Here is a 24,706-nt window from a genome sequence, read left to right as displayed (position 1 = left end):
GGCGGGCAACGGAGCGCCCCGGCATACGTGCCGGGCGCTCCGTTAGTGTGAGGATCCGGGGCGCGCGCCGGGAGTGCTCCGCAGCGGAAGCCGCTTCAGCTCGACGTCGACGGTTCGCCCCGAGATCTCCGCGGTCATGTACGTGCAAAACGGCTGGCGGCGCCGGTCCCTGGGCGAGCCCGGGTTCAGCAGCCGCAGCCCGCCGGGGGCAGTACTGTCCCAGGGGATATGGCTGTGGCCAAAGATCAGCAGATCAGTTTCCGGAAAGGCCTGTTCCATCCGGGTTTCCCGGCCTTTGGCGGTGCCGGTTTCATGCACGACGGCGAGCCTCACGTCCCCGACCACGGCGTGGGCGATCTCCGGCAGCCTCGCCCGCAGCCCCGGCCCGTCGTTGTTGCCCCAGCAGGCCAGCAGCGATTTGGAACGCTCCTGCAGTTCGTTGAGGAGGTCTTCGCTGACCCAGTCGCCGGCATGGACCACCAGGTCCGCGGCCTCGACTGCGTCCCATACCTCCTGTGGAAGTGCCTTGGCCCGCAGCGGCAGATGGGTGTCGGCCAGCAGCACCAAACGCGTCGTCATCGGGGTCCTTTCATTTCCGGTGCCTTTCATACCGGGCTATCCCTCCCGGTCTCACCTCCGAGGCTAGCCTGTGCTGCAGACTCCGGAGACGCGGCAGCTGGGCAGGACCTCCGGCGGGATATGGTTTTCGGAGACCTACACCGGAATCCGCAGCGCACTGGGAGCATCCTCATGACCATCAATTGGACCGCCCGTCCTGAGACCCCAGCCGACACCGCTGCCGTCCGTGCCATCAACGAAGCAGCCTTCCCCACTTCGGCGGAAGCCGACCTCGTCGATACGCTGCGCGCCGATCCCGGCGCGTGGATCGACGGGCTCTCCTGGGTCGCAGCCGGACCGGACGGCACCATCGTGGCCCATGCACTGCTGACCCGCTGCCGGGTCGGCGGTGAGCCCGCGCTCGCACTGGCTCCCTGTGCGGTCCTGCCGGATTATCAGCGCCAGGGCGCCGGGGGTGCGGCGATCCGCGGCGCACTGGACGCGGCCCGGAAACTGGGTGAAAACCTGGTGGTGGTCCTCGGCCATGCCGGCTACTACCCGAGGTTCGGGTTCACGCCGGCGTCCCGGCTGGGCATCAAGGCCCCGTTCGAGGTGCCGGATGAGGCCCTCATGGCCCTGCAGCTCAACCCCGACGCCCGGGTCCCTTCAGGAATGATCGAGTACCCGGCGGCCTTCGGGGTCTGACCCCGTCAGGCAGCTAAACGCTGCGGCGGGCAACGATCGCAGCATGCGGCCGGTGCCCGGGGTCCGTCCGGGTTTCGACGGCGGCGGCGGTCAACCCCGCGTCTTCGAGCAGCCGCGTGAACTCCCGGACCGGCCACGAATAGGCAGGAGCGACCTGGTGCGGGAACTGCTCGATCGCGGCGCTTTCAAAGAACCCCGCCAGGAGACTTCCGCCTGGACGATGCGCTCGCTCATTCAGCCGGGTCAGCTTTGCAGGCCAGCCAGCTCCTCGCGCAGCCGGGCCACATGGCCGGCAGGGCTGACACCGTACTCGGCTGTAAGGACCTTCCCGTCTTCATCCACGGTGACGGTGGAGCGGAGGATGCCCATGGACGTGTTGCCGCCGAAGGTCCGCTCCCCATAGGCGCCATAGGCCTTGATCACGGCAAGGTCCGGATCGGAGAGCAGCGGGAAGGTCAGCGCCTGGTCCCGGATGAACTCCTGGATCGCCTCGGGGCCGTCAGGTGAGATGCCGACGACGTCGTACCCGTCCTGCTGCAGCGCAGCCAGGTTGTCGCGGAAGTCGCAGGCTTCGGTGGTGCAGCCGGGTGTCCCGGCCTGCGGATAGAAGTAGACGACAACGCGGCGCCCGGCATAGTCCGCGAGGGACACCTGCTTGCCGCCGGCGTCGGGAAGGGTGAACGCGGGGGCGGTGTCGCCCGGAGAAAGCTGGGTCATGGCTGTCCTCAGGTTGGAGGGGTTCGGCATCTGCTGGTGCCCAGTCTAGAGATCACAGGTGCCCAGGAGGACCAAGGCCGTCCGGATATCTTGATACCGGCCCGGCGGGACCAGCCCGGCCCCCGCCAGGGCCCGGCCCGCCCGCTATCCGGCGTACTCGCTGCGCAGGTCCTTCTTGCGGATCTTGCCGCTGGCCGTCCGCGGCAGATCCTCCACGACCACCACCGACTTCGGAATCTTGTACCGGGCCAGCCGCCCGTCCAGATGAGTCTGCACTTCGGCCGGATCCAGCGTGAAACCGTCGCGCAGCGTGATCACAGCCTTGGGAACCTCTCCCCACTTAGCGTCGGGAACCCCGATCACCGCGACGCCGCTGACGGCCTCGAGCTCGCTGATGATCTGCTCCACCTCGGCCGGGTAGATGTTCTCGCCGCCGGAAATGATCATGTCCTTCAACCGGTCGGAGATGAAGAGGAAACCGTCGTCGTCGAAATAACCCATGTCGCCGGAGCGGAACCAGGTCCCGTCGGTGAATGAGGACTCGGTGGCCTCGGGCCGGTTCCAGTAGGCCTTGATCACGTTGGGGCCGCTGATCTGGACTTCGCCTACTTCCCCGGGCGCAGCGAGAGTACCGTTCGGATGCGCGATGCGGACGGAGGTGAAGAAATGCGGGAGCCCGGCCGAACCGGCCTTCTCCCGGGACCACTTCGGCGGCAGAGCCGTGGCGCCGGGCGCCGTTTCGGTCATACCGTAGCCGTTGGAGAAGCCAAGACCGCGTTCCTCGTAAGCGTCAATCACCCGCAGCGGCACCGCGGAGCCGCCGCAGGTGAGCTTGCGCAGCGAACTGATGTCCCGTTTGGCCCAATCGGGGTGCTCACAGAGCAGCTGGTAGGTGGTGGGAACGCCGCTGATAAACGTCGCCTGGTACTTTTCGATCAGTTCCAGGGTCCGTCCCGGTTCAAAGCGGGTTTCCAGAATGACGGCGGCACCCTTGAGCAGGTTCGGCAGCACACCCATGTCCAGCGATGCCACATGGAACAGCGGGGAGATCATCAGGGCGACGTCGTCTCCCGCAACGTCGTAATCCACCAGCACGTTGAAACAGTTCCAGGCCAGATTGGCGTGGGTGAGGCAGGCGCCCTTGGGCTGCCCGGTGGTGCCTGAGGTGTAGAGAATGATTGCGCCGTCTTCCAGGGCGACGGCGGCATCCGGAAACCCGCCCGAGGCTGATTCCAGGGACGCTTCATACGGCTTGACCGGCAGATCGCCGGCGTCGAAGGCCGCTGTTCCCGTTCCATCGTCAACCAGCAGGCGGAGTGCGACGGCGGTTCCGCGCGCACCGCGCACAGCCAGTTCGTCCAGCGCCAGGGTGTTCACCAGGATGAGGCTGCCTGAATCCTGCAGCGCATACTGGATTTCCGGAGGTGCCAGCCGGGTATTAAGCGGCACAAACACCGCTCCCAGGGAGCCTGCGGCGAAGAACGTCTCCAGGAAAGCAGGGTGGTTGTCCCCCAGGAAGGCCACCCGCGTGCCGTGTTCTACTCCGTTGGCGCGCAGCACAGCTGCCAGTCTGTTGATCCGCTCGTCGAGCTCGGCGTAGCTGGTCCGTTCATCCCGGAAGATCAGCGCGGTCTTGGAACCGGATTTAACGCGCTGGCGGTGGATCCATGAACCCAGGCCCTGGTTCTGCATTTCCTCAGACATCCTTCGTTGTATTACCTAAAGTCTTTGTGGAGCTGGTGGCCTGCCTGCCCAGGGGAAGGCAGGCCACCGGAGGTGTTACTGGATGGTGCTGCTTATTGAACGGTGCTGCTACTGGACCGTCATGGCTGCCAGATCGGGAGCCTTTTCCACGAACTTGTACTTGAGCATCAGCTCACCGAGGCTGTTCAGCTGCTCGGTGCGCAGCTCGGCGTCGTACTGCTCCATCTTGAGCTTCGCGGCGACCTCTGCCGGCATCGTCATGAAGTCCGGCAGGGTTGCCTTGACGTCGTCGATGTTTGCCTCGGCCTCGACCAGGAGCTCTTCCATGGCGTCCTTGAACTTCTGGACGGTTTCCGGGTTCTGGTCGGCATAGTTACCCGAGGTGAAGGAGACCATGGTGGGCATGCCCGGGACCACTTCCTGGTTCGAGTACCCCACCAGGACGTTCTCCGGGTTGGCCAGCGCCTTGCTGAGGAAGGGCTCCGGAATCCAGATGGCGTCCGTGTTGCCCAGCTCCAGCTGTGCCTCCATGTCAGGGAAGGCCATTTCGGAGAACTTGATCGCCCCGGAGTCCGCTCCCGCGATGGCGGCGGCTTCCATGATGGTCAGGTCGCCCTGGGTGTTGATGGCGTTGACAGAGACGGTTTTGCCTTCCAGGTCACCGAAAGTGGTGATGCCGGAGTCCGCACGGGCAACAACGCCGTTAATGTCCTCGCCCTCCGCGTAGGAGTTGGAGTAGCCCGTGACGATCTGCATGTCCAGGCCCTTGTCCTTGGCCACCATCACGGTCAGCGGGTTGCCGACGGCGAAGTTCATGTCTCCGGTGGAGACAGCCGGCAGCATGGCAGCGCCGCCCTGTCCGGTCTGGAGTTCGACGTCGAGTCCGTGCTTCTCGAAGATGCCTTCCTCAATGCCGTAGTGCATGGCTGCGGAGGGGGCGATCGCCAGGACGCCGACCACGATCTTCTCGAGTTCGCCGCTGCCTGCCGATTCCGACGAGGAAGCAGCCGGTGAGCTGGAATCGTTGCCGGACAGGCTGCCGCCACCACAGCCGGCCAGCGCCAGTGACGCAACAGCGCCGAGTGCGAAGGCCTTGGCGACCTTGCGGGTAATGAAGTGCCTCATGACTTTCCTCTTCCTTGAGGGGAGAAATGGATACTGCAGGGGTGGAGCTGGTACTGCCTTACTGACCCGTGGTCCGGCCCGCGGAGGGGACCGGGCCGGGAGCCCTGATCTGCCTGAAACTAGGCGTAGAACCTGGCGAGGAACTCGGCAACGACGGCGGGACGCTCTTCGCCTTCGATCTCGATCTTGTTGGAAGTCTTGATCTGCACCCCTCCCTTGACCTCGGTGACCTCAGCGATGACCGAGTGCAGACGGACCTTGGAACCAACCTTCACCGGGTTGGTGAACCGCACCCGGTCAAGGCCGTAGTTGACCTTGGTCTTGACGCCGTCGACGTCGAAGAGCTGGCTCCAGAGCGGAATGATCAGCGAAAGTGTCAGGAAGCCGTGGGCGATCGGCGCACCGAACGGCCCGTCCTTGGCCTTCTCCGGGTCCGTGTGGATCCACTGGTGGTCATCAGTGGCCTCGGCGAAAGTGTTGATCTGGTCCTGCGTGATTTCGATGTAATCGGTGTAGCCCAGGTCCTTGCCGACAAGCCCGGGGAGTTCTTCAAAGGTGACAACGGTAGCGCTCATAAGGTTTTTTCCTCAGGTAGTTCTGGTGGTGACTATTTTGAATCTGCGGTCTGGGGCTGGAGCTCTTCGGGCAGCGGCGGGAACTTCTCCCCCACACCCTGCAGGCTGCCGGCGAACGGGAACGCCGCCGCGAGATCCTGATAGGTCCACCCGCCGTCCCGGTACTCCGAGGCAACAGCTTCGGGATGGGACCACAGCTGCAGCCGGTCCCCGCCCACACCAATGGCCTGCCCGGTGATCCCGGCAGCATCCTCCGAAGCCAGGAACGCGATCAGCCCGGCCACATCCTCCGCCGTGCCAAAGCCCAGCTCCTTGCGGAAGAAGTCCGGCATCGCCTCACCGCGCTCCTCCGCTTCAACCGCGGCAGCGAAGTACGGGACGGTCTTGGTCATCGCCGTCGCGGCGACCGGAATGACGGCGTTCGCGGTCACGCCGGCCTTCTTCATCTCCAGCGCCCAGGTGCGGACCATGCCCACAATCCCGGCCTTCGCCGCAGCGTAGTTGGTCTGCCCGAAGTTTCCGCGCTGCCCGGTCGGGGAACCGATCGTGATGATCCGGCCCGCCACATTGTTTTCCTTGAAGTACGCGTACGCCTCCCGGACACAGGTGAACGTGCCGCGCAGGTGCACGTTGATCACCAGGTCAAAGTCCTCATCGGTCATCTTCAGCAGCGACTTATCCCGCAGCACCCCGGCGTTGGTCACCAGGATGTCCAGGCCGCCGAAGTTCTCCACCGCAGCAGCCACCAGGGCCTTGGCCGTCTCGGTCGACCCGACCGGAGCCACCACCGCAACCGCGCGGCCGCCGTCGGCCTTAATCACCGCTACCGCTTCCTCGGCAACGGCCGAATCGACGTCGTTCACCACTACCGCTGCGCCCTGCCGGGCCAGCTCCCGGGCGTAGGCCAGGCCCAGCCCCCGCCCGCTGCCGGTAACAATCGCGGTTTTGCCGTCCAGCGCCATACTGTAACTCCTCATTCGTGTGTCATGCCTCACACCATGACAGCCGAGATAATTGAGAAAGTCAACAGTTGTAATTGCGCGTACTCTTAGTCCATGACTGAGACCGGCAGCAACACCTCACGCAACGGCGCGGCAGGTACTTCGCTTCAGACGGGACCTCAGGCCGGAATCGAGCGGCTGTACGACTCAGAGCTGGCCGGTGAAACCGAGTTCCTCGCAGCCCGGGCACGTTCCGTCGGATCGCGCCGCGCCAATGAGGACCTGGCCGCCCTCGACCTCAAGGTCCGCTCCTATTCAGTGCTCTCCCTGGCCTGCAGCGGGCTGAACCCTTCACAGCGTGAACTCGCCGAATTCCTCTCCCTGGATCCGAGCCAAATCGTGGCACTGGTGGACCAGCTCGAGAAGCGCGGTGCCGTGAAACGGCAGGCGGACCCGCGGGACCGCCGCTCCAACATCATCACCGCGACGGCGGCGGGTAAGCGGCTCTATGCAGAGGCGGCCGCCGTGGTCGCGGCCGCAAGCGACACATCACTGGGGGCTCTCTCCCCGGACGAGCGGGAGCAGCTGCGGTCCCTCCTGCGCCGCGTCGCCTTTGCCGACTAGACCTTCGGATGCTCCAGCCCGGCCGCCGGACTAACGCAGCGACTCGTTCATAATCCGCGCCAGAGACTGGAACCGCTGGTTGGTGGCAAGGTCCTCCACCAGGATCGGGGCTCCGTCCGGCCCGGCCAGCGGAATCCGCCAGTTGGGGTACTCCGTGGACGTACCGGGCTGATTTTGGGTGCGCCGCTCCCCCACGGCATCCACCAGTCCGACGCCGATCAGCACGGACGGGGTCCGGGCAATAAAGCGGTGCAGGGCCTCAATAATTTCGGCTTCGGAAGCCGGTTCAGTGGTCAGCAGACCCTGGCCGCGGACCAGATCCAGAATGGCGGCCCTGGCGGCCTCATCGAGTTCCCGCTCTTCCTCCACAGGCCGGTTGAGCAGGCCCAGCGAACCGCGCAGTGTTACGTGCTCCCCCGCCAGGTACCCCGCCGCCGGAGGCAGGTCGTGCGTGCCGATCGTGGTGAGGGCGCCCGGACGGTAGTCCGCCGGCGGCCGGGGCCCCTGCCCGGCCTGTTCGAACCACAGGATGGCCGTGCCCAGAATTCCGCGTTCGGCCAGATAGCCCTGCACCCACGGTTCAAAGACGCCCAGGTCTTCGCCAATGACGACGGCACCCGCCCGGTGCGCTTCCAGGGCCAGGATTCCCACCAGCGCCTCATGGTCGTAGTAGACGTAGGCGCCCTTGTCCGGCGTTTCTCCGCGGGGTATCCACCACAGGCGGAAGAGGCCAAGGATATGGTCCACCCGCACGCCGCCGGCATGGCGGAGAATGGTCCGCAGCATGTCCCGGTAGGCAGCGTAGCCGGTGTGCGCCAGGCGGTCCGGATCCCACGGGGGCTGGCTCCAGTCCTGGCCGCGCTGGTTGAACATGTCCGGCGGTGCCCCGACCGATACTTCAGGAACCAGGACGTCCCGCAGCGTCCAGGCGTCCGCTCCGCCGGGGTGGACCCCCACGGCCAGATCATGGACGATCCCTACGCCCATGCCTGCCTGCCGGGCAGCCCGCTGGGCAGTCTCAAGCTGTTCGTCGCAGATCCACTGCAGCCATTTGTAGAAGCTGATGTCACCGGCCAGCTCCACGGCCGCATTCCGGGCAAAACTGCTGTTCAAACCCTCCGCCCATTGCGGTGCGTCCGCCGGCAGGCTGGCGGCCAGGGCGGACCAGAGGGCAAAACTCTCCAGGCCATCGCCTTCCCCGTCGACAAAAGCCTGGAACTGCTGCTCCCGGGAAGGGCTGCGCGGCACTTCGAAAACCAGGCGAAGGGCCGGGAGTTTCGCCGCGAAGGCTGCGTTCCGGTCCAGCAGCCCGGCCTCCCGGTTCACGGCCTGCTGCCCGGCAGCCAAAGCTTCGACGCGCGCCCGTTGTTCCGGCGGGAGGTAGCTGTACTCGGGAATGGCTTCGACCCGGATGTAGAGGGGGTTAAAGAAGCGGCGGGTTGCGGGCAGGTACGGGGAATCCTCCACCGGCGGGGCGGGTTCGGCGGCATGGAGGGGGTTGATGAGCACAAAATCTGATCCGGCTTCCCCGCAGACCGCGGAGAGGTCAGCGAGATCGGTCAGATCACCGATACCCCAGGACCGTGCCGACCGGGTGGAGTACAGCTGGGCCATCATCCCCCAGGTCTGGGCCCGGCCGATTTTGCCAACCGGATCCAGCCGGTCCGGGGTTACTGCCAGGACAGCCTGGGCCCGGATCCCGCCGTCGCCGGTGCTGAGGGCTTCGACGTGCAGCTGGTGCCAGCCCAGGGGCAGATCCGGCGGCAGGGCCAGCGCAGTGCGCTGCAGGTCCGTTCCATCGACGACGGCGGATTCCTCCGGCTGCGGATTCCACGGCAGCTCAATGGTTCCGCCCAGTTCCAGATCGACCCAGGCCCGCGCGGACACTCCGGAGGGAAGATGCACCGGCACCGAGGTCTCCGGGGCACCTTCCCGCGTCACGATGGCCGGAGGCAGGACCTGCCGCCAGCGGTCCGTCGTTGCCTGCGCCAGTGATGCTTCCAGTCCCGGGCGGCTGCCCGCAGGGGCACCCCGGGAGGCAAGGATTATCCGCAGGGTTTCATCCGAGACCTGCTGCGGGCTCCCGTCCCATCCGGTGAACGTCACCGCGATATTTTTCGCTGCCGCGAGCCGTTCCAGGAGCTCCCGCTCGCTGGTGGTGCCGGCGCTGTCCCCTGTCATGGCGTCTCCAAAGTCATGGATGCCAATCTAGGGGGTTCCGGCGCTGCAGGACAGGCCCGCCGGGTTGGGCGGCACAGTGCGCACGGCTCCAAGCCGGCTTCAGGGCCGTTTTTCCACCAGCCGCCACACGTCCTGATAATCATTGTGATCCGCGTACGGCGCGGCCAGGGCGGCGAGGGCAAGAGTGGTCCATTCGAGTTCATCCGCATAGCTGCGCGGGTCGGTTTCCGTGTCCTGCAGCATCCTGGACAGCGCATTGCGGCGCGCACCGCCAATAATGTCGATCAACATGAGTTTGGCTTCGCATTCCCGCAAAAGCCGCTCCTCATACCAGCGGTCCGAGAGTGAAATTTCGGAGCCGCCGAGGAGCTTGCGGGACTCCGCGGCGTCTTCATGAAAGCGCGTCAGCAGGAAATCCACGATATCCATGCCCAGACTTTACGCTCCCCACCGATCCTGCGTCAGGGGGAGGGTACAGCATTGGGAATATTTTCGCCCACTTGGCTGGTTGACATAACTAGGCCCCCTTACGACCCAGGAGTAGTAGCTTGCCCTCAGCCAGTACGTCCTCAGTTTCCTCGAATCCGTCCGCCCGCCGCATCCGCAATATCCGTTCGGTTCACCGCGGTGACCACGTTGAAGCCCGCAGCGGCGGACATGTCTATTACCGGGGAGAAGTGCGGGACACCGCACCTGGGCTGGCAACGCTCTGGCTCCGTGATGAGGAAACCGGCGCCCACACCGCCGTGAGCACCGAGGATTTCACCATCTGGCGCACGGAAGCTTAAAACCCGGCCCGCCCTGCCAATAGATCAACTACCAGTCGATCAACGCTCCGGCACTGATATTGATCGTTGCCGCTGTGATGCTGGCTGCCATATCTGAAGCTGCGAATGCTGCGGCGTTGCCAACATCTTCCAGCGTGGCAGCACGCCTGAGCATGGTGGCTGCCTGGATCGCGCCGGCGATTTCCTCCCGGCCTTCCATGTCCGGCGGCAATGACTCCGGTATACCGCCGCTGCGGAGCGTCACCACCCGGATACCGTAGGGGCCAAGCTCCACCGCCAGCTGCCGGCGCATGGCCTCAATGGCTTCGAACGCCGTAATCAGTCCGCCCAGGTACTGGCCCGGTTCCTGGGTGCCTGATCCGCCGAAAGCCAGGATGACGCCGGATTTCTGTTCCATCATGTGCCGGGCCGCTGCCTGCGCGGTGATGAAGGTGGTCTGCACGGCCGCCGACACGGGGCGCAGATAGTCCTCCAGGTACATTGCGGACATCGGGGTGCCCTGGACGTCGCCGTGCTGGATGACGTTCAAGGAGATGTCCAGGGACCCGGCGGAGGAGGCGACGTCGTCCGCGTGTTCATTCACTGCCTGCTGGTTCAGTGCGTCCAGCAGCGCGGTTTCTGCCAGGCCGCCGGCGCTCCGGATCTGCTCTGCCACTGCCTGCAGCGGTTCCGGGTGCCGCCCAGCCAGAAAGACCCGGGCGCCCTCCCGGGCGAAGGCCCGGGCCGCGGCCCCTCCGATGGATCCTCCGCCTCCGTAAACAACTGCGTTCCTGCCGTTCAGCAGCATGCCGGTGCCCTTCTGCCGGAGTGTGGGGCCACCATCATGGCACCGGACCGGTCAGAGAGCCAGCGTCCAGGCGACGTCGGCGGCTGCCACCTCCGCAAGGCTGGCTGGCTGCCAGCGGGGCGCGTCCCGGTCCAGGAGGCGGGCGCGGACGCCTTCGCGGAAGTCCGGGCGGGCGATCACCCGCTCGGCCATCACCAGATCCCGTTCCAGCACCTTTTCCAGCACCGGTTCCGCCGCGGCAGCCCGAACTGCGGCCAACGCCACGGCCAGGGAAAACGGCGCCATCGCCCGGATATCCCGGGCTGCCGCCGTGGCTTCCGGCGAAGCGTGGGAGTCCAGCCGGGCAAGGATTTCCTGGACATCGGAGCCGGCGTAACACTCATCAATCCATTCCCGCTGGCCGGCCAGGGGAGCCGGCGGAGGTTCGACGGCGAACGCGGCCACCGTCTGCTCCGGCTCACCCGTTTCCAGTGCCGCACACAAGGCTGGAAGGGACGCGGAGGGAACGAAGTAGTCCGCGAATCCGCACAGCACCGCATCGGCACCCGTCATGGTTCCGGCGGTTAAGGCCAGGTGCGTGCCAAGCTCGCCCGGGGCGCGGGCCAGCAGCAGGGACCCGGCGCAGTCCGGGCTGAACCCAATGCGTACCTCCGGCATGGCCGCCTGGGTCCGCTCGGTGGCGATCCTGATGCCGGCATGCCCGGAAACACCCACGCCACCTCCCATAACCACCCCGTCCATCAGCGCAACGTAGGGCTTCGGGAAGTGAGCCACCCGGGCGTTGAGCGCGTATTCGGCGGTCCAGAACTCCATGGCCTGCGCATCTGTCCCGGCCGCGATCGCCCTGATGTCGCCGCCGGCACACAGCCCGCGGTCGCCGGCCCCCAGGAGCAGTACCGAGCCGACAGTATCCGCCGACGCCCAGTCCTGGAGCACCCGGTCCATCGCCGTGACCATACCGACGGTCATGGCGTTGAGCGCCTGCGGCCGGTTCAGGCGGATGATGCCAAGATTCCCGGAGGTCCAGGCCTGAAGCTCGCCGGTGGCATGGATGGAGGCACGGGTGAGGGTTCCGGAGGGAGAGGATTCCATGCCCGTCAGCATTTCAAGAATCCGGCGCAGCGCCAATCCGGGAGCTTTGCCCCGCGGTCTGCCTTCCGAAACGAACGCCAGCGCCGCCGGATCTGAACTTGAACAGCAAACCGGCCGCAGGCGCAGGGCCTGCAGCCGGTTCGGCTTGGATTCGGCGGGAGGCAGCTACCAGCGCACCTTCCGCTCGCGGGGACCCTGCCGTCCATTGGCGTGGCTGGGTTTGGCCCCCTTGCCCAGGCTCTGCCAGCCCGGAAGATTTGCCTCCGCAGGCTGTGCGGCAGCCAGCCGCCGCAGGCCGTCTTCGCTCAGGCGGCGGGCAGCTGCCGGAGACACGTTGACCAGCAGATCCGGAGCGGGGGCGTCAGCAACCGGGAGGTTCTCCTCTACTGCAAGCGGCTGGCCGCCGGCAGGGGGTTGGGGTTTCTTCGGGTTTTTCGTCATGGGACTGCTCCAGTTTCTACTCTGGGCTGCTGATGCCAGAACACTGCCCTTCCGGGGCTGCCGGCGCAGAGCTGCGCGCGGATACTTCGAGTCTGCAGACGGAAGGACTTGGAGGCCTTGGCCTCAACAAGCGGATTGATGTGGTCTGCTTTGAGCGCTGCGCGCCAACTGCGCGCAAGCCGCTACTCGAAAATGAGTGTTCCCATGCCGAGGACCCTAACATCCCGGTGCGGCGCCCGCTAGGGTCCTGAACAAACTCCAGCGCGGCCCCGTAGCCGGCGCACAGTCAGCGGAAGCCGCCGTCGCTGGTCAGGACCTGGCCCACCATCCATTGCCCTTCGTCACTGACAAGCCAGGCGATCAGCCGGGCAGGATCATCGGGTTCGCCAAAACGTCCGCCGGGAAAGCGGGAGAGCACGTCATTCAGGACTTCCTGCGGACGGTCGGCGGTCGAAGGATCCAGGTACCCGGTGTTGACCGGACCCGGGTTGACGGTGTTGAGGAGAATGCCCTGCCGGGCCAGGCCGGCGGCAACGGACGGTGTAATCCCGGCCAGCGCTGCCTTGGCCGTTGCATAGGCAATCTCGTTCTCCATGACCCCGCCGTTGATCTGCCCGGAGGTCATCCAGATGACCCGTCCCCCGGGCCGGCCGTCGTGCTGCTGGGCGAAGTCCCGGGTGGCAAGCAGTGTTGAGCGGGCATTTACCTGCCAGTGGGCGTCCAGCATGTCAGCAGAGAGCTCCGCCAAACTTCCATCTCCGCCGCTGCGGGCATGGTTGCAGATCAGGATGTCCAGGTGCCCCAGCGCAGCCGCTGCCCGTTCGATTAAGTGCTCAGGAGCCCCCGGGTCCGCCAGATTGATGCTCAAGTCAGCGATCCGGGCACCGTCCGCGAGCTGCACATCCACTCCACTGACAACCCCGTCGATGGAATCCGCACCCCAGGGCTGCTCCGCGTCATGCGGGGCGTAGTGGGCCAGGAAAAGGCTGGCGCCCATTTGTGCCAGCCGGGAGGCGACGGCGTAACCGATCCCCTGTTTTCTGCTGACACCGGTGATCACGGCTGTCCGTCCGGCGAGCGGGAGGTGAGAGACCATCTGTTCCTTCAAAGGGCAGGGGCATGAGCAGTGGCCAGCTTAGCCCCACCCCAGCGGGACATCCGCCAGGGGGCTCGGCGTCCCGAACCGGTGAGCCGTGATGCTGATGGCCTGCTCGTGCAGGAACGGGAGCAGCTCCACCCTTCCGGCCTCGGTCACCGGCTGGGCATAAACGGCGACGTCGGGGCGGCCGCCGGTTGCTTCCGCCACCGCCTGCCGGTCCCCGCCGATCAGCCGGATCCGGGAGGGCAGGCCGGTGCCGGTCCCCAGCCTGGCCAGCCATCCGGCGTCGTCCTCGATGCTGAGAACGAACCCGTGGCCAGCCAGCAGGGCCGTGATCGCCGAAGGAAGCGCCGCCGGAAGCGAGACCCGCGCCGGTGAGCCGGCCTGCAGGGCCGCCGCCAGCACCCGCAGCAGTGCCGCCGTCGGCTCTCCTTCGGAGAGGCGGACCTCCACCGGAACCGGGAGGTAACGGAAGAGGTTCCGTTCCGCGAGAAGACCGGAAACGTCCCGGACCTGTCCATAGTCAGCGGACCACACGGCGGTGTCGCTGCCTGCCGACCGGGCGAGGAATTCCAGGTCGCGGGCGGAGAAACATCCGGAGTTCTCCGTCCCGGCCAGCAGCGCCGCAGGGGCACCGCGGACCGGGGCCGTATCCTGTGCCGGCTGGGAACTCCAGTCACCCAGTGCCAGCAGGTAGTTCGGCCCACCCGCCTTGGTGCCGGTTCCCACCGACGATTTCTTCCAGCCGCCAAACGGCTGCCGGCGCACGATCGCACCGGTAATACCGCGGTTGACGTAGAGGTTTCCGGCCTGGACGGCACCGGTCCAGTAGGTGATTTCTTCCGGGTCCAGGGAGTGCAGCCCGGCGGTGAGGCCGTAGTCGACCTGGTTCTGCAGCTGGACAGCTTCCGCCAGTGTCCGGGCCCGCATCACGCCCAGCACCGGCCCAAAATACTCGGTGAGATGAAACTCGGATCCCGGCCGGACCCCGGCGCGGATCCCGGGAGTCCACAGCCTGCCCGCCAGGTCCAGCTTCTGCGGCTGCAGCACCCAGGACTCCCCCACCCCCAGCTCGGTCAGCCCGCGCAGCAGCTTTCCGGACGCCGGCTCCACCACGGGGCCCATCTGGGTTTCCGGATCCTCCGGCCGCCCCACGTCCAGCGACTGCACGGCGTCCAGCAGCTGGTTGTGGAAGCGGCGGGATTCCGCCACGGACCCCACCAGAATCACCAGGGAGGCGGCCGAGCACTTCTGCCCGGCGTGGCCGAATGCTGACGCCGCCACGTCCCGCGCCGCGAGGTCGAAGTCGGCGCTGGGCGTCACAACGATCGCGTTCTTCCCCGAAGTTTCCGCCAGCAGCGGCAGGTCCGGACGGAAGGACCGGAAGAGCTCCGCGGTTTCGTAACCGCCGGTGAGGATCACCCGGTCCACGGCGGGGTGTGAAATCAACTGCCGTCCGAGTTCGGCTTCCCCCAGCTGCACGAACTGCAGCACACCGCGCGGCACGCCGGCCTCCCAGAGGGCCGCGGCAAGCACCGCGCCGCACCGGCTGGCCGGGCCGGCGGGTTTGAGCACGACGGCGGATCCGGCGGCCAGCGCGGCGAGGGTGGACCCGGCGGGGATGGCCACCGGGAAGTTCCAGGGCGGGGTGACCACGGACAGCCTGGCCGGGTGGAAGCGTGCTCCGTCGATCTGGTCCAGTTCCGCAGCGCGCTGCGCGTAGTAGCGGGCAAAGTCCACGGCTTCGGAAACCTCCGGGTCGCCCTGGTCCAGGGTCTTACCTGCCTCGGCCGCCATGACTTCCAGCAGCTGTGCCCGGCGCGCTTCCAGGCTGTCGGCCGCCCGGCGCAGCACAGCGGCACGCCCGGCGCCGGAAAGGGCAGCCCAGCCAGCCTGGGCCTGGACCGCCTCAGCCACAAGGTCCTCGAGTTCTTCCTCGGTCTCAATCCGGGCCGCTTCGACCTCGAGCAGCCCCAGGGCGGAACCGGGCACACGTGCCAGGATCTCCCGGCCCCAGCCCCGGTTGGCCGGCAGCGACGGGTCGGTATCCGGGGTGTTGGCGAAGTCTGGGGTGTTGGTGAATTGCTCTCCGGCAGGTTCCGGAGGCACTGTCCGGTCCTGCCGGCGGCGGGGTTCGGGAACACGGGCATCCAGCGCCTCCAAGGAAGCGCTGAACCGCCGGCGTTCGCGCTCAAACAGGGCGTCGTTGGTGCTGAGGTCGAAGACGGCGGACATAAAGTTCTCACTGCTGGCTCCCTCCTCCAGCCGCCGCACCAGGTAGGCGATTGCGACGTCGAACTCTTCCGGGTGCACCACCGGGGTATAAAGCAGCAGCTCCCCGACGTCCTGCTTGACCACCTGCGCCTGGGCGGCGGCCATGCCCAGCAGCATTTCGACGTCGATCCCGTCCCGCACACCGCGGCGCCCGGCGAGCAGCCAGGCATAGGCGATGTCGAAGAGGTTGTGGCCGGCAACGCCGAGGCGGACATTCGCGGTCCGGTCCGGGTGCAGGGCATAGTCCAGGACCCGTTTGTAGTTCGTGTCGGTCTCCTGTTTGGTGTCCCACGTGGCCAGGGGCCAGCCGTGGAGAGATGACTCCACCACTTCCATCGGCAGGTTCGCCCCCTTGACGAGCCGTACCTTGATACCCGCTCCGCCCCGGGCCCGCCGCTCGGCGGCGAAGGACTGCAGCCGCTGCATGGCGGCCAGGGCATCAGGGAGGTAGGCCTGCAGCACCAGCCCGGCCTCCAGCTGGTGAAATTCCGGCTTCGAGAGAAGTTCCATAAAGACCGCCAGCGTCAGCTCGAGGTCCTTGTATTCCTCCATGTCCAGGTTGATGAACTTGGGCCGGGATCCCTGGGCGGCAAGCCGGTAGAGCGGTGTCAGGGTGTCGACGACGTCGGCCACGGCCTCGTCGAAAGCCCACGGCGCGTGCGGGGCAACCGTGGAGGAGACTTTCACTGAGACGTAGTCGACGTCGTCCCGGGCCAATAGGCGGCGGGTTCCCTCGAGCCGGCGGGCTGCCTCCCGCTGTCCCAGGACGGCTTCTCCCAGGAGGTTCATGTTGAGGCGGACACCGTCGCGGCGGATCCGGCGGATGGCCTTGGCCAGCCGGGCGTCGGTGGCGTCGATAATCAGGTGCCCCACCATCCGCCGCAGGACCAGGCGGGCTGCTGGGACCACAACACCGGGCAGCACGGGTCCCAGCGTTCCCCCGGCCCGGACCGCTGCCCGCATGTACCAGGGCAGGAATCCCGGGACTTTGGGCGCCAGTTCTGCGAGATTCCGCGCAGCGACGGAGAGGTCCTCGGGCCGCACAACGCCATCGACGAATCCGACCGTAAATTCGAGTCCGCCGGGGTCCTTCAGAATCCCGGCCAGCTGGGCTGCGGAGGCGTCCACCATGATGGCGGACGCCTCCGTCAGCCAGCGTCTGACCAACCGCACGGTCTCCTCAGCCAGTTCCTGCGGGGCGGGAGACGGACCGTCCGGGGCGGTGCCGCCGGCGGCAGAGGAGGTAGTTTCCTTCATACCCTCAGTATCGAAGCCAGAGCATCGTTCGGGAAGGGGACGCCTTTCGGACCTGCGGTTATACCCTTGCGGCGGGCCCTCAGCCTAGGCCTGCGGTGAGGCAGGCGGGTAGGGTGCGTACTGCTGCTCGGCACCGGCGTCGAACCGTGCTCCTTCGGGCTTGCTCGGAAGCAGGCTGAAGACCAAGACTGCAATCCCGCCGATGACCGGGACAAGGATGACAAGGTACAACCAGCCGCTGAGTCCGGCGTCGTGCAGGCGGCGGACGGACAAGGCGATGCCCGGGACCAGCGTGGCCAGACCATAAATCATCATCAGGGACATCGGAAGCATAAAGGTGTAATTTGTAGGCTCGCCGGTGTAGGGATCAATGCTGGAAACAATGGAAATCATCAGGCCGATGTACAGGACCGTGATCACGATTGCTTGGAACAGCATGAACCACCAGTACTCACTGCGGCTCGCCCGGCCGGAGAAAGTGGCGTACTTCTTGAAGAACCGTTTAACCGCCGCGCCGAAGCTGGCCCCGTACAACGGCTGCGAGAGGGGCACTGGGCCAGGCTGGGCCTGGACGTACGGGTTCTGGGCATACTGCTGGGACATACAGGCCAGCGCAGGAATTCATGCTGTTGTATGGGAATCCAGGGAATGCAGGTATGGCGGCTTCGCTGAAGACTTGGCCGCCATAGGCACCTCAGACAGCCGAACCCCGCCGCCCCTTGCGGGACGGCGGGGAACAGGTGCTGTTACGGGGCTGGAGTCAGCGGGAACTTCCTGATCCGTCGTCCGGCTTCCTGTCCGTACCCGTGGACATGTTCCGTTTCGCGGCCTCATCCACTTCGGTATCGATCTTTTCCTTCCGGATGTCCCCGGAGACAGTTTCCGTGCCGGCTACCGTTTCGGTTTCCAGCCGGACGCGCTCCACGGGTTCGGTGTGCTTGCGGACCACGGGCTCCTCGCTGTGCAGCGTGACCTCGTATTCGTCCTCGCGCAGCTCCTCTCCGCGCATTGCGGCTTCCCGGTTGGCGTCCGTGACCGGCTCCCGCTCAATCCGGACCTCCTCGTGGCTGACCGGAACCTGAGTCGTCACGGTTTCGGTCACGGTGTACTTGCGCAGCCGGGCCTTGCCGGTCTCACGCTGTTCGGTGCCCACGTCGAGGCGCTCCTCGGAACGGGTCATCGCGTCGTCGATGTTCGCACCGGCAGCCGCTGACCTGCCCGCGCCGGACGCGGTATCCCGGTCCGTGCCTGAAATGGTGTCTGTTCCGGATACGGTTTCGGGCCTGTTGAGCGTGTCCGTACCGGCGTCGGAACTGACCGTTCCGGCGGTGCCGTCGTCGTAAGTGAAGCCGTAATACCGGTAAAGGGTGACTTCCTCTTCCGCGCTGATGGAGCCATCACTCTCGATCTGCGGAGCGTTCTTGACCTCTTCCTTGGAGTAGGGCACCAGCACATCGATGCCCTCCACGGTTGCCTCGCTGAGGGGGACAAAGGTCTCATTGCTTCCAAACAGTCCGGTGTTGACCGTGACCCAGGCCGGTTCGTTGGTCTGGTCATCCAGGTAGAACGTTCCCACTGATCCGATTTTGTCGCCGTTCGGTCCCAGGACGTTCCCCGAGGCGGACATGAGTCCTTCGACTTGCTGATTGCTGATCATCGTGTGTTTTCTCCTTCGGCAGCGAATCTCCGCCAGGGGTTCCCGGCGCGTCAGTTCCGATCAGTCAGAGCCAGCGGCTACTCCTGCCACGTCCGCCCGCAGCGGCAGGTTGACCGGTATTGCACGGTGCCGTTCCGTGGCTCCAGCGGGCCTTTTGCAGGCCAAGCCTGTATTACCAAGCCTACTTATTATTCCACTGCCTCTACCCAGGTCCGTCAATAGGAGCCCGGAGCAGGAACTGGCCCGCAGGCGGCACGGCGGGGCATCCCGGTGTCGAAACGGACTGCCTGCGGGGAGGCACAGGGATACCCTGCCGTGCCCTGGCCCACTAGGCTGTGGCGGGAGACGGGCGCGGCTGTGGACGGGAGCGGGTAATGAAGCAAAGGACCTACCCGGCGGGCGTGCCGAGCTGGATCGACACCGAGCAGCCCGACGTCGATGCGGCCGCTGACTTTTACGGCAGACTCTTTGGCTGGACGTTCGAGGACGTTATGCCGCCCGAAGCGCCGGGCCGCTACCTCATTGCAAGGCTCGAGGGCAAGGACGTCGGCGCGCTGGCCGGAGGTGGACAGTCCGGCGGTGACCGGCCCGCTGCCTGGAACACCTATGTTGCCGTCGACGACGCCGATGCGGCGGCCGGACGGCTGGAATCCGCCGGCGCCACGGTGCGGTCCGCGCCCGCTGATGCTGGCGAAGGCGGCCGCGCAGCGGTGCTGACCGATCCACAGGGAGCCGAATTCCGCATCTGGCAGGCCCGGAACCGGACGGGGGCCCAGGTGGCTAATCTGCCGGGGGCGTGGAACTTCAGCGATCTCCATACCTCCGACACCGCGGGGGCCACGAGGTTCTACAATGCTGTCTTCAACTGGCAGGTCGAGGATCTCGGCTTCGGGTGGCTGGTCCGCCGGCCCGGATATGGCGACCATCTTGAGGCGACTGTTGATCCCGGCATCCGGGCACGGCAGGCCGCCGTCGCTACCCCTTCCGGCTTCGAGGACGCGATCGCTTGGATGGCCGCTGCGGCTCCCGGCGAGCAGGCGCATTGGCATGTCTCATTCGCCGTGGCCGACCGCGACCAGTCGGCGGCTGATGCAGAGGTACTCGGGGCCCGCGTCCTGGGCCAGAGCGATGATCTTTGGTCCCGCACGGCACTGATCCGCGACCCGCAGGGGGCTGAATTCACCATCAGCCAGTTCACACCCCCAGCAGGCTGAGCCAACGCAGCCGCTCCTGACACGGAGGGCACTGATTGGACGGCCTCACGTGCGCCTGCGGCTAGGCTGGGCGCGTGGTTGCGCCACTTGGCGCAACCCGGATGGACCGAACCACAGGAGAGACCATGCCCAGCGTTGAGACGGCCGCCGCAAAAGCCCTGGAAGAAGCCACCGCAAGCGAAAAGGGCCGGTCCGCCGCGGTCCTCGTTCATGATGGTCCGCTGAGGCAGACCATCCTCGCGCTCCGGGCCGGCGAGGTCCTCGCCGAACACAACTCCCCTCCTGCTGCCAGCATGTACGTCCTGAGCGGACGGGTGCGGGTCACCGGCCAGGACCAGTCCGAAATTGCAGCCGGGGAGATTGTCGCGCTGACCCATGTGCGCCACGGAGTCGAGGCATTGGAAGACTCCGTGTTCCTGCTGACCACCGTGACCAGCCAAGCCGGCGAGAGCCACGGGGAAGCTCCCGCCACTCCCCAAGCCTGAGGTCTGCCGTTCCCGGCCGGAGACTACAGGGAATCCTTCAGTGCCTCGCGTACCTGGCGGCGCAGCACCTTGCCGAGCATTGATTTGGGCAGTTCCTCGATTGCCACGATGCGGCGCGGAACCTTGTACGGGGTCAGGCGCTCACGGCAGAAGGCCCGCAGCGCCTGCTCGTCCAGTTCGGCGTCCGGCTGGAGCACGACGGCGGCAACCACCTGTTCGTTGCCGGACTCGCCGGGCAGCCCGATGACTGCGGCGTCAGCAACGTCCTGGCTGGTGCGGAGGACTTCCTCGACTTCGGTCGGCGAAACGTTGAACCCGCCGGTGATGATCAGTTCCTTGCGCCGGTCCACCACTTTAACGAATCCTTCTTCGTCCACGGTGACGATGTCCCCGGTCCGCAGCCAGCCGTCCCCGGTCAGGACTTCCGCCGTCTCCTCCGGGTTGTTCCAGTAACCGGCGAACACCTGGGGGCCACTGATCAGCAGTTCCCCGGGTTCACCCTGCGGCACGTCACGGGAAACGTCCTCCGGATCCACAACCCGCATGCGGGTGCTGGGAAACGGTACGCCGATGGTGCCGTTGCGGCGGGTTTCGGCGAAGGGATTGCCCAGGGCCACGGGCGAGGATTCGGTCAGGCCGTACCCTTCCACCAGGAGGCCGCCGGAGACGTCCTCCCACAATTCCACGGTCCTGGCCGGCAGCGTCATAGCCCCGGATATGGCGTACCGGATGGTGGAGATGTCGATTCCGCGTTTCTTGGATTCGATCGCCACTTTCTCGTAGATCGGCGGGACGGCGCAGAAGACCGTGGGTTTGGACTTTTTGGCAGCGTCAAGCACCAGATCGACGTCGAACTTCGGGAAAAGCACCAGCCGGGAACCGGTCAGGATTGCGAAGGTCAGGTACAGCGTCAGGCCGAAGGCGTGGAACATCGGCAGCACACCGTAAATAACTTCCGTGCCCTGCTCGGCGCCGTGCATCCATGCCTGCCCCTGCAGGGCGTTGGAACGCAGGTTGTAGTGCGTGAGCATCACGCCCTTGGGCATCCCCGTGGTTCCGGAGGTGTACTGCAGCGCGGCGAGGTCCGTGACAGCGGGCTTCGGGTGCTCCGGGTCGATCGGCGGGTTCGCCAGCAGTTTCTCCCAGGGAAGGGTGTTTTCCGTCTTGGTGGTCAGGCCGGCGCGGGTGCGGCGGAGGGAGGGAAGCGGCAGGCGCAGCCCGATCTGCTTCAGCCGCGGCATGGCCTTGGTGATATCCACCGAAATGATGTTGGGTACGGCGACGTCGTCCGGGAAGTCCTGGACCTTCTCCACCGCCTTGTCCCAGACGATTGCGACCTGCGCACCGTGATTCTCGAACTGGTGGCGCAGTTCCCGCTCGGTGTAGAGCGGGTTATGCCCCACGACCACACCGCCCAGCCGCAGCACGGCGTAGAACGCGATGAGGTACTGGGGGCAGTTGGGCAGAATGACAGCCACGCGGTGCCCGTGGCGGACCCCAAGCCTGCGCAGTCCCTCGGCGGCCCGGTTGATCTGGTCGCCCAGCTCGGCATATGTGGTTTCGGCGCCAAAGAACTCCAGGGCGACCTTGGGCCCGAAGCGGGCTGCGGCGTCTTCCACCATGGCAGTGAGGGATTCCGCCGGCAGTTCGATTTCGGCCGGTACACCGGGCTGATAATGCTTGACCCACAGCGGTTCCTGGGCGGTCATGGGATGTGGCTCCTTAGAATCGGTACTTCGACTATATTCGGGGCCGGCTTCAGGAGGACATCTTTCCTGAAGCAGGCGGCTGGGGCAGGGCCGCCTGCCACCAGCCGCCGTGTTTCATGAACCGCTGCTCCTAGCTTTCCCCTGCCAGCCGGCCCAGATAGGCGGCGAGCGCCCGAGGGGCAGATACCGGAGCATCTGCTTCAACAGCGGCGTTGTAATTGGTGTTGGTGTTTACGTCGTAAGTGAGCAGCCGGCCGTCCGCGGACTCGATGAACTCGATACCGCAGACTTCCAGGTTCATCCGGCGGGCGAATTCCTGGTACGCCCCGATAAGGGGATGGTCAAACCCCTCCCGCAGGCTGAACAACTGGGTGTCCGGCTCCGGGGCGATCGTGGCCCCCGGAGGCAGCACCGGTTTTCCGGTGACGGGATCAATGGCGCAGGCATCGGCCGGGCAAAGCTGGAATCCGCCCCGGGCGGTGTCGGCGCGGATCGCATAGATGAACTCTCCTCCCACCAGCTCCACCCGGGTGATGAAAGGCTCGGCAGCCTGGATGTATTCCTGGACCAGGGTGATGCCGTCCTGCGGTTCTTCGAATTCCTCTGAGGCCACATAGTCAGCCAGTTCGCCGTGGGATTCGAACTTCCGGACTCCCAGGCCCTTGCCGCCCTGGTTGTGCTTGAGGATAAAGGGCACCGGGAACTCCTTGGCGGCGGCCAGGATCTGGGAACGCCCGACGGCGGCGACGGTCCGCGGCGTCTCGATCCCGGCGGCCCGCAGGGCGGTCAGCTGGTCAACCTTGCTCATTTCCAGTTCCAGCACCCGCCGCCCGTTGACAGTGCGCCGGCCGTGGGCCTCGAGCCAGGCCAGGACAGCACGCGCATAATCCTTGGACAGGGTGTTTCCGCGGGTATGGGAGGAGGCACTGATCCGGGACCAGAAGATCCCTTCCGGTGGAGCCTCGTCCAGGTCCAGCACCCCGTCTGTCAGCAGCCATTCCTGCACCTCGATCCCCTCTGCGGCGAAGGCGCGGGCAAAGGGCGGGAACCATTCGGGGTTTTCATGCAGGGCATAGACGGGCAGTGCCATGGGGGACCTTTCAAACGAAAGCGGAGGAGGCAGGGGGCGGAAACTGGCAGCCTACTGGATGAAGATGCCGTTACCCGGGCCGAGAGGCAGGTCGAAGACATAAAAGACAGTCAGGACGGCCACCCAGGCCACCCAGAACACCACGGTAAACGGGAGCATGCGGGAGATCACCGTGCCCAGCCCGGCAGAGGGTTCGTAGCGGCGCAGCATGGTCAGCAGCACAATCATGTACGGGTTCAGCGGGGTGAGAACCTGGGTCGCTGAGTCCCCGACCCGGAAGGCTGCCTGCACAAAGGCCGGTTCGTAGCCGAGCAGGGCGAACATCGGCACGAACACCGCGGCCATCAGCGTCCACATGGCCGAACCGGAAATGATGAAGAGGTTCAGCAGCGAGGCCAGGGCGATAAAGGCCAGGATGGCCGGATAACCCGTGAGCCCGATCGATTCGAGCCCGGAGGCTCCGGCCACCGCAATCCAGTTCCCGATCCCCGACCAGTTGAACAGGGCGATGAACTGGCCCAGGACGAAGGCCAGGACCAGAAAGCCGCTCATCTCCTTGATGGACAGGCCCATCACCCGCGGAATGTCGCTGGCCGAGGGCATGGTTCCCGTAATCCGCCCATAGACGAGGCCAGGGATCACAAACAGCACAAAAACGATAAACACGATTGAGGAGAGCAGCGGTGACGCGGGCAGGAAGCCGCCATCCTCATTGCGCCACGGCGAATCGGGCAGCAGCGAGCCCACGGCAATCACCAGCGCAACGACCGCGCCGATGACCAGGGCCCAGCGCAGGCCCCGGCGTTCCAGCGGGTTCAGGTGGGGGTCCAGGGCCGCCTGCCCGTCCGTGCCGGCCCCGGCACCCTGGCTGGACGTGCCGTCGCCGTCGTCCGATTCCTCGGATTCCATGCGCGCCACGCCCTGCTTCACCAGCCGCGGTTCCAGGACCTTGTCGATGAGGAAACCCGCGGCCAGGATCAGCACTCCGGAGGACACCACGTTGAAGAAGTAGTTGGACAGCGGATTCACCGGCGCCCCGGGATTGGGCAGCGCCCCGGTGACCGCCGTCGTAATCCCGGCAAAGAGCGCGTCCAGGGAGGTGACCAGCATGGAGGTGGAGTAACCGGCACCGGCGGCCGCGAACCCGCCGAGCAGGCCGGCCACCGGATGCCGCCCGGCTGCCTTGAACACGAGTGCAGCCAGCGGGGGAATCACCACGAAGGCCGCGTCCGCCATAATGGACCCGGCAACACCCACCAGCCCGACGGCGTACGGCAGGGCCCAGCGCGGGGCAGCACCGAAAGCGCGGCGGATCAGCGCGGCGAGCAGACCGGATTTCTCCGCCACTCCGACCGCCAGCAGGATGGGCAGCACTGTGGCCAGCGGCGGGAAGCCCAGGTAATTGGCGCCCAGCGTGGTGGTCAGCCAGGTCATGCCCTCGGCTGTGAAGAGGCCCTTGATCGCGGTGGCCTCCTCGCTGCCCGGCACGGTGACCGTGACGTTCGCCCACGCCATCAGGGTGGACGCGACGGCCACCGCAGCGAAAAGGAGCAGGAAGAGGATAAAGGGATCCGGCAGGCGGTTTCCGATCCGCTCGACGCCGGCGAGGAGCCTGTCGGTCACCGAGGTGCGGGAAGTTGTGACAGGGGCAGCGTTCATCGATGCATCCTTCGAAAGTGGGGA

The 24,706-nt window shown here is 66.1% G+C and carries 23 protein-coding genes; 5 read left to right on the top strand and 18 right to left on the bottom strand.

What is annotated here, in order from left to right:
• Positions 1 to 42: 42 nt before the first annotated feature.
• Complete coding sequence (locus tag H9638_RS03280; protein WP_191745737.1) at positions 43 to 579, bottom strand: metallophosphoesterase family protein; 537 nt, start codon at positions 577 to 579, stop codon at positions 43 to 45.
• 171 nt (positions 580 to 750) lie between these two features.
• On the opposite strand from H9638_RS03280, the gene H9638_RS03275 reads away from it, so the two are divergent.
• A complete protein-coding gene (locus H9638_RS03275; protein ID WP_191745736.1) occupies positions 751 to 1,263 on the top strand; it encodes a GNAT family N-acetyltransferase in 513 nt (170 codons plus the stop codon).
• 243 nt (positions 1,264 to 1,506) lie between these two features.
• Here H9638_RS03275 and bcp read toward each other — a convergent pair whose 3' ends face one another.
• The 5 genes from bcp to H9638_RS03250 all read right to left on the bottom strand — a co-directional run bounded on the left by bcp (position 1,507) and on the right by H9638_RS03250 (position 6,346).
• Complete coding sequence (gene bcp, locus H9638_RS03270) at positions 1,507 to 1,980, bottom strand: thioredoxin-dependent thiol peroxidase (protein ID WP_191745735.1); 474 nt, start codon at positions 1,978 to 1,980, stop codon at positions 1,507 to 1,509.
• Between the two features lie 144 nt (positions 1,981 to 2,124).
• Positions 2,125 to 3,672: an acyl-CoA synthetase gene (locus H9638_RS03265; RefSeq protein WP_191745819.1), complete on the bottom strand. Its 1,548-nt coding sequence runs from the start codon at positions 3,670 to 3,672 to the stop codon at positions 2,125 to 2,127.
• 120 nt (positions 3,673 to 3,792) lie between these two features.
• A complete protein-coding gene (locus tag H9638_RS03260) occupies positions 3,793 to 4,809 on the bottom strand; it encodes an ABC transporter substrate-binding protein (RefSeq protein ID WP_191745734.1) in 1,017 nt (338 codons plus the stop codon).
• A 119-nt stretch (positions 4,810 to 4,928) separates the two neighbouring features.
• Positions 4,929 to 5,384, bottom strand: coding sequence for a MaoC family dehydratase (locus H9638_RS03255; protein ID WP_191745733.1), 456 nt, complete (start codon positions 5,382 to 5,384; stop codon positions 4,929 to 4,931).
• Between the two features lie 32 nt (positions 5,385 to 5,416).
• The gene (locus H9638_RS03250; protein ID WP_191745818.1) at positions 5,417 to 6,346 is read right to left on the bottom strand and encodes an SDR family NAD(P)-dependent oxidoreductase; all 930 of its coding nucleotides are present in this window, start codon (positions 6,344 to 6,346) and stop codon (positions 5,417 to 5,419) included.
• Between the two features lie 93 nt (positions 6,347 to 6,439).
• Between H9638_RS03250 and H9638_RS03245 the strand changes: the two genes are divergently transcribed.
• A complete protein-coding gene (locus tag H9638_RS03245; RefSeq protein WP_191745732.1) occupies positions 6,440 to 6,949 on the top strand; it encodes a MarR family winged helix-turn-helix transcriptional regulator in 510 nt (169 codons plus the stop codon).
• 30 nt (positions 6,950 to 6,979) lie between these two features.
• On the opposite strand, the gene malQ is transcribed toward H9638_RS03245, so the two are convergent.
• Positions 6,980 to 9,130, bottom strand: coding sequence for a 4-alpha-glucanotransferase (gene malQ, locus H9638_RS03240; protein ID WP_191745731.1), 2,151 nt, complete (start codon positions 9,128 to 9,130; stop codon positions 6,980 to 6,982).
• A 99-nt stretch (positions 9,131 to 9,229) separates the two neighbouring features.
• Positions 9,230 to 9,559, bottom strand: coding sequence for a DUF6221 family protein (locus H9638_RS03235; protein WP_191745730.1), 330 nt, complete (start codon positions 9,557 to 9,559; stop codon positions 9,230 to 9,232).
• Positions 9,560 to 9,678: 119 nt separating this feature from the next.
• Here H9638_RS03235 and H9638_RS03230 point away from each other — a divergent pair, with 119 nt between their 5' ends.
• Positions 9,679 to 9,918 (top strand): hypothetical protein, encoded by a 240-nt coding sequence (locus H9638_RS03230; protein WP_191745729.1) that lies wholly within the window; start codon positions 9,679 to 9,681, stop codon positions 9,916 to 9,918.
• A gap of 28 nt (positions 9,919 to 9,946) precedes the next feature.
• Here the strand turns inward: H9638_RS03230 and H9638_RS03225 are convergent, their stop codons facing one another.
• From H9638_RS03225 to H9638_RS03195, 7 genes are all read right to left on the bottom strand, one after another.
• Complete coding sequence (locus H9638_RS03225) at positions 9,947 to 10,705, bottom strand: SDR family NAD(P)-dependent oxidoreductase (RefSeq protein ID WP_191745728.1); 759 nt, start codon at positions 10,703 to 10,705, stop codon at positions 9,947 to 9,949.
• A 51-nt stretch (positions 10,706 to 10,756) separates the two neighbouring features.
• Positions 10,757 to 11,797 (bottom strand): 3-hydroxyisobutyryl-CoA hydrolase, encoded by a 1,041-nt coding sequence (locus tag H9638_RS03220; RefSeq protein WP_191745727.1) that lies wholly within the window; start codon positions 11,795 to 11,797, stop codon positions 10,757 to 10,759.
• A gap of 165 nt (positions 11,798 to 11,962) precedes the next feature.
• Complete coding sequence (locus tag H9638_RS03215) at positions 11,963 to 12,238, bottom strand: hypothetical protein (protein ID WP_191745726.1); 276 nt, start codon at positions 12,236 to 12,238, stop codon at positions 11,963 to 11,965.
• Positions 12,239 to 12,524: 286 nt separating this feature from the next.
• Entirely contained in the window at positions 12,525 to 13,334 is an 810-nt protein-coding gene (locus H9638_RS03210; protein WP_191745725.1) for an SDR family oxidoreductase, read from the bottom strand.
• Positions 13,335 to 13,373: 39 nt separating this feature from the next.
• Positions 13,374 to 16,868, bottom strand: a complete 3,495-nt coding sequence (locus H9638_RS03205; protein WP_191745724.1) for a bifunctional proline dehydrogenase/L-glutamate gamma-semialdehyde dehydrogenase — start codon at positions 16,866 to 16,868, stop codon at positions 13,374 to 13,376.
• An 84-nt stretch (positions 16,869 to 16,952) separates the two neighbouring features.
• Positions 16,953 to 17,471: a DUF805 domain-containing protein gene (locus H9638_RS03200; protein ID WP_191745723.1), complete on the bottom strand. Its 519-nt coding sequence runs from the start codon at positions 17,469 to 17,471 to the stop codon at positions 16,953 to 16,955.
• A gap of 157 nt (positions 17,472 to 17,628) precedes the next feature.
• A complete protein-coding gene (locus tag H9638_RS03195; protein ID WP_191745722.1) occupies positions 17,629 to 18,525 on the bottom strand; it encodes a YsnF/AvaK domain-containing protein in 897 nt (298 codons plus the stop codon).
• A gap of 374 nt (positions 18,526 to 18,899) precedes the next feature.
• Between H9638_RS03195 and H9638_RS03190 the strand changes: the two genes are divergently transcribed.
• Together H9638_RS03190 and H9638_RS03185 are read left to right on the top strand one after the other, a co-directional pair.
• Positions 18,900 to 19,739: a VOC family protein gene (locus tag H9638_RS03190; protein ID WP_191745721.1), complete on the top strand. Its 840-nt coding sequence runs from the start codon at positions 18,900 to 18,902 to the stop codon at positions 19,737 to 19,739.
• Between the two features lie 125 nt (positions 19,740 to 19,864).
• The gene (locus H9638_RS03185) at positions 19,865 to 20,224 is read left to right on the top strand and encodes a cupin domain-containing protein (protein WP_191745720.1); all 360 of its coding nucleotides are present in this window, start codon (positions 19,865 to 19,867) and stop codon (positions 20,222 to 20,224) included.
• A gap of 23 nt (positions 20,225 to 20,247) precedes the next feature.
• Here H9638_RS03185 and H9638_RS03180 read toward each other — a convergent pair whose 3' ends face one another.
• The 3 genes from H9638_RS03180 to H9638_RS03170 form a co-directional block, all read right to left on the bottom strand.
• Positions 20,248 to 21,933, bottom strand: coding sequence for a long-chain-fatty-acid--CoA ligase (locus tag H9638_RS03180; protein WP_191745719.1), 1,686 nt, complete (start codon positions 21,931 to 21,933; stop codon positions 20,248 to 20,250).
• 130 nt (positions 21,934 to 22,063) lie between these two features.
• Positions 22,064 to 23,023 (bottom strand): ATP-grasp domain-containing protein, encoded by a 960-nt coding sequence (locus tag H9638_RS03175; RefSeq protein WP_191745718.1) that lies wholly within the window; start codon positions 23,021 to 23,023, stop codon positions 22,064 to 22,066.
• A 51-nt stretch (positions 23,024 to 23,074) separates the two neighbouring features.
• Entirely contained in the window at positions 23,075 to 24,682 is a 1,608-nt protein-coding gene (locus H9638_RS03170; protein WP_191745717.1) for an AbgT family transporter, read from the bottom strand.
• Positions 24,683 to 24,706: the final 24 nt, after the last annotated feature.

Source organism: Arthrobacter pullicola, assembly GCF_014836875.1.
GTDB lineage: Bacteria > Actinomycetota > Actinomycetes > Actinomycetales > Micrococcaceae > Arthrobacter_B > Arthrobacter_B pullicola.
This window is presented reverse-complemented; position numbering and strand designations above follow the sequence as displayed.